Origin of the sequence: Brevibacillus dissolubilis, from assembly GCF_006170445.1 — a bacterium.
GTDB classification, from domain to species: Bacteria; Bacillota; Bacilli; order Brevibacillales; family Brevibacillaceae; genus Brevibacillus_B; species Brevibacillus_B dissolubilis.
Genome location: NZ_VCNA01000005.1, coordinates 201,456 through 214,231 on the forward strand (window position 1 = coordinate 201,456; position 12,776 = coordinate 214,231).

12 protein-coding genes are annotated in these 12,776 nt (G+C 51.5%); 11 read left to right on the forward strand and 1 reads right to left on the reverse strand.

Annotated features, from left to right (window positions below):
• Nucleotides 1-6 precede the first annotated feature (6 nt).
• A complete protein-coding gene (locus tag FGI41_RS11890) occupies nt 7-228 on the forward strand; it encodes a hypothetical protein (RefSeq protein WP_139490360.1) in 222 nt (73 codons plus the stop codon).
• A 133-nt stretch (nt 229-361) separates the two neighbouring features.
• Here FGI41_RS11890 and FGI41_RS11895 read toward each other — a convergent pair whose 3' ends face one another.
• Complete coding sequence (locus FGI41_RS11895) at nt 362-877, reverse strand: hypothetical protein (RefSeq protein ID WP_139490361.1); 516 nt, start codon at nt 875-877, stop codon at nt 362-364.
• 263 nt (nt 878-1,140) lie between these two features.
• On the opposite strand from FGI41_RS11895, the gene FGI41_RS11900 reads away from it, so the two are divergent.
• The 10 genes from FGI41_RS11900 (at nt 1,141) to FGI41_RS11945 (ending at nt 12,743) form a co-directional block, all read left to right on the forward strand.
• Nucleotides 1,141-2,202, forward strand: coding sequence for an AI-2E family transporter (locus FGI41_RS11900; protein WP_139490362.1), 1,062 nt, complete (start codon nt 1,141-1,143; stop codon nt 2,200-2,202).
• Between the two features lie 349 nt (nt 2,203-2,551).
• Nucleotides 2,552-5,200 carry an alanine--tRNA ligase gene (gene alaS, locus FGI41_RS11905; protein WP_139490363.1) on the forward strand — a complete coding sequence of 883 codons (2,649 nt, stop codon included), beginning with the start codon at nt 2,552-2,554 and terminating at the stop codon, nt 5,198-5,200.
• Between the two features lie 87 nt (nt 5,201-5,287).
• Nucleotides 5,288-5,548 carry an IreB family regulatory phosphoprotein gene (locus FGI41_RS11910; protein ID WP_139490364.1) on the forward strand — a complete coding sequence of 87 codons (261 nt, stop codon included), beginning with the start codon at nt 5,288-5,290 and terminating at the stop codon, nt 5,546-5,548.
• 15 nt (nt 5,549-5,563) lie between these two features.
• Complete coding sequence (gene ruvX, locus FGI41_RS11915) at nt 5,564-5,977, forward strand: Holliday junction resolvase RuvX (RefSeq protein ID WP_139490365.1); 414 nt, start codon at nt 5,564-5,566, stop codon at nt 5,975-5,977.
• A gap of 6 nt (nt 5,978-5,983) precedes the next feature.
• Nucleotides 5,984-6,301, forward strand: coding sequence for a DUF1292 domain-containing protein (locus FGI41_RS11920; RefSeq protein WP_139490366.1), 318 nt, complete (start codon nt 5,984-5,986; stop codon nt 6,299-6,301).
• 127 nt (nt 6,302-6,428) lie between these two features.
• Nucleotides 6,429-7,151: a hypothetical protein gene (locus tag FGI41_RS11925; RefSeq protein WP_139490367.1), complete on the forward strand. Its 723-nt coding sequence runs from the start codon at nt 6,429-6,431 to the stop codon at nt 7,149-7,151.
• 280 nt (nt 7,152-7,431) lie between these two features.
• Nucleotides 7,432-9,870, forward strand: a complete 2,439-nt coding sequence (locus FGI41_RS11930; RefSeq protein ID WP_139490368.1) for a WG repeat-containing protein — start codon at nt 7,432-7,434, stop codon at nt 9,868-9,870.
• 127 nt (nt 9,871-9,997) lie between these two features.
• Complete coding sequence (gene mltG / locus FGI41_RS11935) at nt 9,998-11,077, forward strand: endolytic transglycosylase MltG (protein WP_139490369.1); 1,080 nt, start codon at nt 9,998-10,000, stop codon at nt 11,075-11,077.
• A 74-nt stretch (nt 11,078-11,151) separates the two neighbouring features.
• Nucleotides 11,152-11,799: an O-methyltransferase gene (locus tag FGI41_RS11940; protein ID WP_139490370.1), complete on the forward strand. Its 648-nt coding sequence runs from the start codon at nt 11,152-11,154 to the stop codon at nt 11,797-11,799.
• Between the two features lie 2 nt (nt 11,800-11,801).
• Nucleotides 11,802-12,743, forward strand: a complete 942-nt coding sequence (locus FGI41_RS11945; RefSeq protein WP_139490371.1) for a peptidase U32 family protein — start codon at nt 11,802-11,804, stop codon at nt 12,741-12,743.
• Nucleotides 12,744-12,776 lie beyond the last annotated feature (33 nt).

The window sequence follows — 12,776 nt, forward strand, 5'->3', positions numbered from 1 at the left end:
CTGTCATTGGCTAGACGCGGTTTGATGCGTACAATCGTCGTAGGTGGTCTCGTCGCTGGAGTCGGGTATTGGCTGTCAGCCCGCCGCGGGAAGAAGAATGACAACTGGACGTCATGGATGCCAGACATGAATGTAAGTCGTCTGGATGTAGCAGACTGGCTGCCCTCTCGTCGTCAGATGTGGAAATTCGGGCGCAAGGTGTTGCGCACGGTGAACCGTGCCCGCTAAGCGTAGTGTTTTTGGAAATGTGATGTGAAAAGGCCCCTTGTTGCCGTAGGAATGCGGTGGCAGGGGGTCTTGTTACGGTGCAAAAATAAAAACGTAACGGAGTCGTCTCCGCTACGTTTTATCTGATTCATGCTTAAAAAGCTGGATATTCGACCATGTATGGAACGTTTTTGCTGGAGGAGGTCGTTATTTTTACATAATAATTTTTACCTTCAACTGCGTTGAAATCAACATATTCCCACTCTTCACCTGTTGAGGAACCAATCCTGGTCAGGGTTCCATCCGTATTTTCTTTGTACAAGGTGATTGTTCCAGATAAGTTATTACCCGCTGAATCTTCTTGGAAAAAGACGTATGCGCTTGTACTCACGGAATCAGTTGCATTGAAAAAAAACCAGTCGATATCACCCGATCCAGACACAACACCATTAATGTTCCCTTCAGGAACCTCATCAGCATAGCCGGGAGTGTTGTTCGGCTCGACTTCGTCTGCATCTCCAATGACAGCAAGGCTTGGTTTTTGTATTTTTACGAACTTTGGATATGTACTGTCGTCACCTGATGCAATTGTTGATTCATTGGCAAAAGCAGCTGAAGAGAATCCTACAATCATGGTTAAACCGAGGAAACCAGAAATCATTTTTTTCATCAACCAAAACCTCCTAATATTTGGAATTAAATTCATTTTCATAATAACAACACCAATTCTGATTTTCAACCATAATATACCATTTATTACAAAAGCTAATTTTTATTTATTTACTTTTAATAAAATGACGACCTTGAACATGGGGATTCAGGAAATCAAAATGAAAGAGATTCGACAAAGGAGCTCTGACTTTATGTGAATGTTTTCCTCTGTTTTGCGAAACCTAAGAAGCAAGGTTTTGCAGAGGAGGGGGACTCTGACTCATGGACATGACACGCACCCGTTTTTTCCGCTTCGCAATCTACACCATCCTAGTCCTAATCATCATTTATCTCATCTGGCTGACTCGCCCCATCCTCAGTGTGATCTGGGCCATCATCGGGGAGGTGGCGGTTCCTTTTCTAGTCGGGCTGTTGGTCGCCTACCTGCTGCATCCCGTCATCGAACTACTGGAGAAGCGCAAAGTGCCCCGTCTGGTGGCCGTCCTGCTCATCTATCTGCTGTTCGTGCTGATCATCACGGTAGCGCTGATCAATGCCATCCCCGCATTTACCACACAGCTGATCGAGCTGTCCGACGACCTGCCACGGCTGACCAAGTGGTATCAGGTCTGGATGCAGGAGTGGGAGGCGCACAAATATTTCCTGCCGGACAGCATCCAAAGCGGCGTAGACCGCGTGATCATCCAGTCGCAGGAGCGCATGTCGATGGGGATTAGTGAAGTGGTCAACAATGCACGCAATACGCTCGGTAAACTGGTCGCCTATGCGGTCGTGCCGTTTATCGCGTTTTATATGTTAAAAGACATGAAGGATATCAACCGTGGTTTTATGATGCTCATCCCGCATAAATACCGCAAGCAGGCTGCCGTGGTGTTTCGGGATATCAACACGTCGCTTGGGAAATACATCCACGGGCAGATTGTGGTGGCAGTGATTGTTGGCGTTTTGGCGTTTTTGGGATATTGGTTGATCGGCATGCCGTATCCGTTCGTGCTGGCGTCTTTCGTGGCGCTGACCAACATCATTCCCTATATTGGTCCATTGATCGGGGCCATTCCGGCATTGATTGTGGCGCTCACGATATCGGTAAAGCAAGTGGTTTTTGTCTTAATCATGAATATGATTGTCCAGGTGCTGGAGGGGAATATTCTCTCGCCGAACATCGTGGGCAAGTCGCTGCATCTGCATCCGTTGATGATTATCTTTGCTCTCTTAGCCGGGGAGACGGTCGGGGGGATTGTTGGGATGATTTTTGCCGTGCCGGTGTTGGCGGTGGTGAAGGTGGTTGTGGGGAGAGTGGCGGTGATGGTGCGGGAGGGGTAAACATTGACATCTCCCAGCCAAAACATCTATAATACACAAAGAATCAACTCCATACCCACAGATCGTTGAAGGAACCAGTACATCACAGCCCTTTTTACCAGAGAGGACGCTCCCAGGCTGAGAGAGCATCCAGAAGAAGTGTGATCGAACGCTATTCCGAAGACCGGGCAAAAACCGGCGGCAGACTCCGTTATCGTCATCAAAGCGACAGATTTGAATCGGCGCACAAGCCCAATTCACGATCTGTAAGCAGGGTGGTACCGCGAGAAAACAGCTTCTCGTCCCTGAGGGGATGAGGGCTTTTTTTATTTATCCAAAAGTCAAAAAGTCAGATCAGGAGGATGTAAACATGAAGAAACTGACAGGAAATCAAATCCGCAGAATGTTTCTCGATTTCTTCGTAAGCAAAGGTCACCGCATCGAGCCAAGCGCTTCTTTGGTGCCGGTGGACGACCCATCTCTGTTGTGGATTAACTCCGGGGTAGCGACCCTCAAGAAGTACTTCGACGGCCGCGTCATTCCAGACAATCCGCGCATCACCAACTCCCAAAAATCCATCCGTACCAACGATATTGAAAACGTAGGCCGCACTGCGCGCCACCATACCTTCTTTGAAATGCTCGGTAACTTCTCCATCGGCGACTACTTCAAAGAAGAATCCATCCAGTGGGCGTGGGAATTCCTGACCAGCCCTGAGTGGATCGGCTTTGACCCAGAGAAGCTCTCCGTCACCATCCACCCAGAGGACGACGAAGCCTTCAAGATCTGGAACGAAACCGTAGGCGTGCCTGCTGAGCGCATCATCCGTCTCGAAGGCAACTTCTGGGATATCGGCGAAGGCCCATCCGGCCCGAACACAGAGATCTTCTACGACCGTGGCGAGAGCTTCGGCAACGACCCGAGCGATCCTGAGCTGTACCCAGGTGGTGAGAACGAACGTTACCTCGAAGTATGGAACCTCGTATTCTCCCAGTTCAACCACAACCCAGACCACACCTACACTCCACTGCCGAAGAAAAACATCGATACCGGTATGGGTCTTGAGCGTATGGCGTCCGTCATCCAAGAAGTGGACAACAACTACGAGACCGACCTGCTCTTCCCGATCATTGAAGAGACCGAGCGTATCTCTGGCGTGAAATACAAAACCGACGAAGAAAAAGACGTCGCGTTCAAAGTAATCGCTGACCACGCACGTACGGTTGTATTTGCCATCGGTGACGGTGCCCTGCCATCCAACGAAGGCCGCGGCTATGTCATCCGCCGTCTGCTCCGTCGTGCAGTACGCATGGGCAAGCTGCTCGGTATCGAGAAATCCTTCCTCTATACTTTGACCAAAACCGTTGGCGACATGATGGGTGAATTCTACCCAGAAGTGGTGCAAAAACGTGAGTTCATCGAGAAAGTCATCCGTACCGAAGAAGAGCGTTTCCAAGAGCGCCTCAACGACGGTCTCGTGATCCTCGAAGGCATGGTCAAAGTTACCAAAGAAGCGGGTCAATCCCTGCTGTCCGGTACCGACACCTTCAAGCTGTATGACACCTACGGCTTCCCGGTTGACCTGACCGAAGACTTCGCCCGTGAGCATGGTCTTGAAGTAGACCGTGAAGGCTTCGAGAAAGCGATGGAAGAACAGCGTGAACGCGCACGCGCCGCACAAAAAGATGTTAACTCCATGCAGGTACAGGGCGGACCACTCTCTGATCTGACGGTTAAGAGTGAGTTTGTTGGTTATACTGAATTGGTAGCATCTACTAAAGTGGTAGCGATCATCCACAACAATCAGCTGGTGGATGAAGTGGAAGAAGGCCAAGAGTGCCAAGTCATCCTCGACACCACTCCGTTCTATGCAGAGTCCGGCGGTCAGATCAACGACGAAGGTCTCATCACCTCCGAGCTGGTAAAAGCAAGCGTAAAAGACGTACAAAAAGGCCCACGCGGTCAACACGTCCACCACGTACTGGTTGAAGCAGGCACACTCCGCCTGAGCGACGATGTGCGCGCTGAAGTCAACCACGAAGCACGCCTTGCGATCGTGAAAAACCACACCGCGACACACTTGCTCCACCAAGCGCTCAAGGATGTACTGGGCACCCACGTCAACCAGGCTGGTTCCCTCGTCTCTGCGGACCGTCTCCGTTTTGACTTCACCCACATCTCTCAAGTGACAGCAGAAGAGCTGGAACAAGTAGAGCGTATCGTCAACGAAAAAGTATGGCAGCAGCTGACCGTAGACATCTGCCACAAACCAATCGAGGAAGCCAAAGCCATGGGCGCAATGGCACTGTTCGGTGAAAAATACGGCGATGTCGTGCGAGTAGTCAACGTCATCGGCTACAGCATCGAGCTGTGCGGTGGTATCCACGTCAACAACACTGCTGAGATCGGTCTGTTCAAGATCCTCTCTGAGAGCGGAATTGGTGCAGGTACCCGACGCATCGAGGCAGTAACCGGTAAAGGTGCCTATGCATTCCTCAACCAACAGCTTGGTTACCTGCGCGAAACAGCAGCTCTCGTGAAGTCCAACCAGCTCCACGAAACTCCAGCCCGCGTAGAAGCAACCCTGCAGCAGCTCAAAGACGTACAGCGTGAAAACGAATCCCTCCGTGCGAAGCTTGGTAATATCGAAGCAGCAGCCTTGACTGATAAAGTCCAAGACGTAAACGGTGTGAAAGTCCTCGCTACCCAAGTGTCTGCTACCGATATGGACAACCTGCGCGGCATGGTAGACGAGCTCAAGAATAAGCTCGGCTCCGCTGTCATCGTCCTCGGTGCTGTCGAAGGCGATAAGGTCAACCTCGTCACAGGCGTAACCAAAGACCTGATGGATCAAGGCTTCCATGCCGGTAAGATTGTCAAGGAAGTGGCTACCCGTTGCGGCGGCGGCGGTGGCGGTCGTCCAGATATGGCACAAGCTGGCGGTAAAGAACCGGCGAAATTGGGCGAAGCACTTGCATACGTGGCAGAATTCGTTCAAAATCAAGCTGTATCCAAATAAATCCGAAACAAAATTCGCGCGGACAAGGAATTTCGACGTCCGAGTCGAATAGAACTGGAAAAGAGTTCCACAAGCGAGGTGTTGGTCATGTCCATGGATAATACCGTGAAATTTACGGTCCCTAAAGAGACAAGTGAGGCAGAGGTTAAGGAGACGCTCAGCGTCGTATACACATCCCTGCAAGAAAAAGGCTACAATCCGATCACGCAGATCGTCGGCTATCTTTTATCCGGTGATCCAGCCTTCATCCCTCGCCACAACAATGCACGCAGTCTGATCGGAAAAATCGAACGGGATAAGATCATCGAAGAGATGGTCAAGGGCTATTTGGCTACGAACCGTTCCTAAGCTGGGAGAGTTTTTATGCGGATTATGGGATTAGATGTCGGTGAACGGACGATCGGGGTGGCGGTCAGCGATGCCATGGGCTGGACAGCTCAGGGCGTCGAGACCATCCGCCGCGATTCCAAGGAAAAAGATTTTGCGCGTCTGGGTGAATTGATCGCCCAGCATGAGGTAAAATCTATTGTCGTCGGCTTGCCCAAGAATATGAACGGCACACTCGGCCCAAAAGGGGAGTACTGCACCGCATTTGGCAACGAGGTGGGAGCACGTTTTGACCTGCCTGTCCACATGTGGGATGAGCGTCTGACCACCATGGCTGCTGAGCGTATGCTGATCTCCGCTGACGTAAGCCGGCAAAAACGCAAAAAAGTAATAGATAAAATGGCGGCAGTCCTGATCCTGCAAGGATATCTGGACTCCCAATCGAGGTGACCACTGATGAGCGACGATTTGGTAATGGACGATTTCCAAGGCGAGACCGATTATGAAGTGGGCGACGTAATCGCCCTGGTGGAAGAGGGAGAAGACGAAGATCAATCCCGCGACTTCCGCATCATGTACATTCTTGAGGTAGAAGACAAGAGCTATCTCGTGCTTGTACCGGTAGACCAAGAGGACGAAGAGGAATACGAAGTACACTTCCTCCGCTACGAAGGCAAAGACGTCCTCGAACCAATCGAAGACGACGCTGAATGGGAAGCGGTTGAAGCGACTTTCGAAGTCCTGATGAACGAGATGGATCAAGAAGGCGTGTAAGCCACGAAGTCATATGAAAAAAGAGAGGAGACATGGGTCTCCTCTCTTTTTTTGTGAAACATTTCCAACATATGGTTCGTCAAAGAAGCAACTTCTCCCTAACTGTTAAAAAAGTAGGTGTTATCCAATGGAACTGTTCAAAGTCCTGTTGATCTGCTCGGCCCTTTTCCCACCGTTGATTGCATCGTCGGGCGCATCGGTGTCGACACCCTTGGCTGTGGAGCGGAAATGTCCCGATGCCATTATCGACTGGGTAGATATGGTCATGATCAACGATATCCGGTACTCCGGTCTAAGTGATGAAGAGATGGGCAAGATGCCGCTTATGAAAGGCAAAAAGCTGGGTACGGTCACTTACAAAATGGCTGATAATGCCTGTTCTGACCACCAGATGAAAAATGGAGACGCTGCCTTTCTGCCTGTTGGAACCGAGCTGTACGAACTGCAAGGCTACGACCCAAGCTTCCGCATCCTCGCCAATGGCCGGGTCTATCAGGTGAACACCAATCCACAGGCCAAAACCGTCGCAGACCTCTATGACATCGAAGGCAAGGTGTCAGGCATCTCCATCCGCAGTGAGGAGGATGGCTCCTATCTGGCGGATTTCACCCCTCAAGCCACCGAAGAGTTCGTCCGTGAATATCTGGCCCAGCCTTATGTCGGCTTTGACAAAGTGTATGGGGACGGATTGGACGGGAAGCAAGTGTTTCTGCGTTTTCACCTAAAAGACGGCAGTTCCTTCGTTCGTGTGATCTGGCTGGATGAACATGCGATGAATCCGGGGAACTTCACGACACCACGAATGGAAGCGATTGTACAAGAACAACTGAAACAAGTTCAAAAAAAGTAAACAAAAATCTCAATCCACCGTACTCATTTCGGTGGATTTTCCTTTTTCTGCTACATAAAACGATGGGTCATGGTGAAAAATGAGCAAAACAGTTTCGCCTAAGTAAAAAGAAAAACCATCCAATCTGGCAGAAGGAGGTCTTTTCATGACATTCTGGCGCAACACCATGACTCTGCTTCTCGCCGTCACTTTGCTGACGGGATGCAGTACGTCCAATCAGAGCCAGCAAGGTGCGGCTGACTACAGAACGGCATAGATAGCGGGGATCAATCAGCATACTGTGGGGGTTCTGCAGACGGCACGTGGGGAGAGACCCGCCCTGAATCAGCAGACGGCATCTGTGGAGAATGCCGCACCGGACCGACAACCAGCAGACCCGGATATGCAACCAGAACGCGGGGAGAATGCCGCCCCAGCACGTCCCCCAGGTGCACCGCGCTTGATACGACCTGATGTTGCGTTAGGTCTCGAACGGAATCAAAGTCCAGTCACTCAAGGGGAAAATTCCCCAGGAAATGATGGTAAGGCGCAGGTGCTCGGAATGAATGGGCAGCAAGATACGAAGGAACGACGTGGAGATGGGCTTGCCCGTATCGCTGCCACCCGCTTTTCCGATCTCACCAGCCACTGGTCCAAAGACGAAGTCACGGCAGCGGTCGGTCAAGGCTGGGTCACGGGCTATCCAGATGGCACATTCCGTCCTGACAAGCAGGTGACACGTGCCGAATTCGTCAAGATGCTTGCGGGTGCGATCAAGCTTACTCCGGACAGTATCGCATCCGAGCTGTATCGTGCGGCTGCCGCAGACGCGATCAAACAGGCTCCGAAGCTGACCGATATGGACGCACATTGGCTGAACCGCTTGGGATGGTATGAACCGTCACTTGCTTTTGGACTGGTCGTGCCAGCCGATTACACGACCCGTCATTTTGATCCGGCGAAACCGATTACCCGCCGTGAGATCGCAGTCATGACCGTCCGGGCGATGGGACTTATCTATCCGGCTGTCTATTATGAAAAAGAAGCGCTCGCTTTTGCCGATGCCAATCAAATCCCGACATGGCTCAACGGGTATGTCCGCGAGGCGACTCAAGCAGGAGTGCTCAAGGGCTTTCCGAATAAGACCATCGCACCCGAGCGGCAAGCAACCCGAGCGGAGGCGGTCGCGATGGTCAATCGTACGGTTGCCTTTACCAAAGAGGGGAGTGACCCGACGATCAAGGTTGTGCTGAAGGATTATCACGATGCACGCGACCTGACTGCAGGTGGCATCTCTGTATCACTGGCCACACCTGCGATGATCCGCAATCAAGTCGTCTACATACCTGTCAGCTCCCTTTTTGATACCGCTAACAAGCAGTTGTTCACAGGCGCCAACGACCCGCTCAGCTACCGCTGGGACCCGGTGAGACAATACATGGAGATCGATTTTGGCACAATCTATGGCATCCGCAGCGGGCAGGAGGTGGCAGAGCAACGGTTGAACCCGCGTCCTACCCCGCTGATCGTGGACGGAGAAGTGATGGTTCCGGTGCATTCAATCGATCAGCCACTCGCCATTGCAGGTAGCAACGAGACGATATGGAACGCAGAGACGAAGACTCTGTCGATCTACATGCCGAAGCCATCCGCGCCGCTTGGCATCATTCCTGCACCACCGCGCCTTGTCTATCACGACGAGAATCATCTCTACGGGTACCGTGATGAGACAGGCAAAGACTTGATGCCACCAAGCATTCCATCCGGCTTCGGATTTTACCGTGGAATCGCTGCGGCCATATCGCCCGAAGCATGGGAAAAAGCAGGCGGACAAGGAAATGCTCTGACCAATACGGATCTGATCGGCTTGATGAATGCCAAAGGGGAGTTCTATACATCGGCTCACTATCGGTATATCACGGAGTTCAATGAGGGAGTCGGGATGTTTCAGCGTGGAGATCTGAAGGGCTATATCGACCAGACAGGCAAGGAGATTCTCTCAGGTACCTATGACACCATGCAGACCTTCTCCGATGGTCTCGGAATCGCCAAGCGGATTGACGGCAAATGGGAGTTCATTGACCGCACAGGCAAAGCGACCTTGATTGACACCCCGTTTATTGCGATGGGCAACTTTTCCGAAGGGCTTGCAGCTGCACAGGCATCTAAGGATTCTGAGCAACCATACTTGTGGGGGTATGTAGATAAGGAGGGAAAATGGGTAATTCCTCCGAGCTTTGCCGAACAGCCACAGCCATTCTCACAAGGACTCGCCGTCGTAACCAGACAGCATCAAGAGCCAAACGGGCCGCTGTTGACAGAGATTTATTTTATCAACCAAAAAGGAGAAAATGTCTTCGGCAAGACGTTCGACTCCGCGCTCTCCTTCCGAAACGGTCAGGCTCCTGTCACCGTAGACGGCAAAGGCGGTGTCATTAATTTGAAGGGGGAATACACCGTACCGTTGCAAACAGCAAGACCCCTTGCCTATTATGAACTGGACCCGACTTGGTATCATGAGGGGGCAAGACCTTATCCGGCCAACAATCTGATAGGCTATATCAATCCACGCAAGCAGGTCATCAAGGCACCCACCTATTACGATGCCACCTCCTTTCACTATGGTGTGGCTCATGTGCTGATTGATCGGGAGAAGGGGCTGTATGGCTATATCGACCGGGCGTTCAAGATCATCTTCACCTATACGCATCAAGTGCCAGAAGGACCGAGAATGTCCTAGCACATCGGGGAAAGCAGACTCAGACCGCATTTTTCGCGGCAAGTCTGCTTTTTTTGCGCTTGCCCCCGTGCAACTGTATGCGTGATTTTGTATAATTAAGGGCGATGTTAAATGAGGAGGAACCAAATTGAAACAGACAAAGCAGAAGAAACGGGGAACCCAGACGGCCCGCCTTATTTTTCGTGTCTTTTTCAGCTTTCTGCTGTTGATCCTGCTCGGCGGGGCAGCTGCGGGATTCTATCTATATTCAGAGCTTCAGCCAGCCCAATCTGCCGAGAACGCACAGACCAAGACGATTACGATCCCACCTGGCACCAGTGTCCGCAGTATCGGTGAAATCTTGCACAACGAGGGAATTATCAAAAATGCGGCCCTTTTTGCCTACTATACGAAGTGGGAGGGCAAGAGCAACCAGTTGAAAGCAGGGGAGTACCAGCTAAGCGGTGGTCAGCCCCTCGATGAAGTGGTACGTACGCTTGTAAATGGTAACGCTACCAGTGAGGCGCTCCGCTTCACGATCCCAGAGGGCTACAACGTCAAGCAGATCGCTGAGCGTCTCGCAAGCAAGGGTCTGGTTGACAAGGAAACGTTTCTAAAGGAAGTAAATGAAGGGAACTTCTCTGAATTCCCATTCGTCTCGTCTATCCCGGCCAATAACGGGCGACAATACAGACTAGAGGGCTATCTCTTCCCAGAGACCTACGAGGTCCGCAAAGGGGCAACCGAGCATGAGATTATCGCAAAGATGCTCAGCCAGTTTGAAAAAGAAACCGCAGAACTGGCCGCACAGCTCCAAGCGCGCAACATGTCCTTAGACGATGCGGTGATCCTTGCGTCCATCGTCGAGCGCGAAGTCGTAGTGGATGAGGAGCGCCCGATTGTTGCCGGTGTCTTCATGAACCGCATCCGCGACAACTGGATGCTGCAATCCTGTGCGACGGTTCAGTTCGTCTTGGGCAAGCAGCGCGACCGGATCACATTTGAGGATCTCAAAATCAACAACCCGTACAACACCTACATCAATCCTGGTCTGCCGCCGGGGCCAATCGCCTCACCGGGGCGCACATCCCTGCAGGCCGTCGCACTGCCGGCTGAGCATGAGTACTTCTTTTTCGTGACCAAAAAGGATGGTTCGTCTGAGCATCTGTTTGCCAGAACATTTGCCGAGCATCAGAAGAACGATGCCAAAAGTCGCGGTAACTGGTAAAATGATCTGTTCACATCGTCGAAATATGGTATAATAGAACGGTTATTGTCGAAAAGAAGGGGGTGAATGAAGGCATGATTACCAATCCTGAGATTGATACGTATCTGTGCGGCTTGGTGCCTGACCGTTCACCCCTGCTCGCGCGTCTGGAGAAGGAAGCGGCCGAAGAAGGCATCCCGATCATCCAACTGCCGTCTGCGCAGTTTTTGCGTGCATTGGTGCTGATGCACAAGCCGAAGTCGATTCTGGAGGTCGGCACCGCGATCGGTTATTCGACGATCTGGTTCGCAGAAGCGGCACCAGAAGCGACGATCGTGACGATGGAGATGGATGAGGAGCGTATTCGCCGGGCCCATGCCAATTTTGCTGAGGCTGGTGTAGCTGACCGGATTGAGCTGATCGAAGGGGACGCGACAAAAGGTCTGCCTGCAGGATATCAGTTCGACTGTCTGTTTATCGATGCGGCCAAGGGGCAGTATCTTACGTTCTTGGAGCTGTATCTGCCGCTGGTCAAGCCTGGCGGGCTGATCATCAGCGACAATGTGTTGTTCAGAGGACTTGTGACATCGCCGGAGAATGCGGGCAAACGCCAAAGGCCGATGGTTGAAAAAATACATGCATTTAATCAATACCTCATGTCACACCCTGACCTGGATACGTCCATTGTGCCGATTGGCGATGGCGTGGCCATTAGTTTGAAGAAAGAAGAGAGGAGGATTTGACCGTGAAAAAACCGGAACTGCTGGTAAGCGTAAGACGTTTTGAAGATGTGATTCCGCTGATCGAAGCGGGCGCAGATGCACTCTCTGTCGGAGATGAGCGCTACGGTCTTCGCAATGCAGGCAATTTTACTGTGGAGCAGATTGATGAGACGATCAAGCTGGCACATGAGCGCGGCGTGAAGGTATATGTCAACGTCAATTCGTTGTTACATAATGAAGAGCTGGATGCACTGGACGATTATCTCAAACACTTGGAGCAGGTGGGTGCGGATGCGATCGTATTCGGTGATCCTTCTGTCTTGGCGACAGCAAAAGACGTGGCACTGGGCTTGAAGCTGCACTGGAGCATGGAGATGCTTTCCACCAGCTTTGACACCGCCAATTATTGGGCTTCCAAAGGGGCAAAACGTGCCGTTCTTGCCAGAGAATTGACCATTGACGAGACCATCGAAAACAGAGATAATACGGAGATTGAAGTTGAGGCACAAGTCCATGGTGCGACGTGTATTTTCCAATCAAGACGCGATCTGGTAAGTGCTTACTTCGGTCATCAGGGCAAGGATATGGAAGCCGAGGATACCGGGATGGAGCGCAGCATGTTCCTCAAGGAAGAGAAGCGCCGCAACATCACCTATCCGGTGTATGAAGATGCACACGGCACCCATATTTTCAGCGCTGAGGATATCTGCATGGTTGACGGTCTTGCCGATTTTGTCACAGGCAATATCGACAGCATCAAGATTGAGGGGCTTCTGCACACCAGTGAGTACATCATCGCGGTGACCAAGATCTACCGCGAGGCACTCGATCTGTGTGTGAGCGACATGGACGCTTATTATGACAAGGCAGCGGATTTCCTTGCCGAGATCGAAGCGATCCAGCCGAAGAACCGCCCGCTCAATACAGGATTCTACTATAAGCCACCGATTCCATATATGACCTAACCGTTTCGTTTTTCGTCCGTTCATAATAGATTG

Coding starts and splice junctions, on each gene's coding strand:
- FGI41_RS11895 (WP_139490361.1), bottom strand. CDS start 877: ATGAAAAAAATGATTTCTGGTTTCCTCGGTTTAACCATGATTGTAGGA.
- FGI41_RS11900 (WP_139490362.1), top strand. CDS start 1,141: ATGGACATGACACGCACCCGTTTTTTCCGCTTCGCAATCTACACCATC.
- alaS (WP_139490363.1), top strand. CDS start 2,552: ATGAAGAAACTGACAGGAAATCAAATCCGCAGAATGTTTCTCGATTTC.
- FGI41_RS11910 (WP_139490364.1), top strand. CDS start 5,288: ATGTCCATGGATAATACCGTGAAATTTACGGTCCCTAAAGAGACAAGT.
- ruvX (WP_139490365.1), top strand. CDS start 5,564: ATGCGGATTATGGGATTAGATGTCGGTGAACGGACGATCGGGGTGGCG.
- FGI41_RS11920 (WP_139490366.1), top strand. CDS start 5,984: ATGAGCGACGATTTGGTAATGGACGATTTCCAAGGCGAGACCGATTAT.
- FGI41_RS11925 (WP_139490367.1), top strand. CDS start 6,429: ATGGAACTGTTCAAAGTCCTGTTGATCTGCTCGGCCCTTTTCCCACCG.
- FGI41_RS11940 (WP_139490370.1), top strand. CDS start 11,152: ATGATTACCAATCCTGAGATTGATACGTATCTGTGCGGCTTGGTGCCT.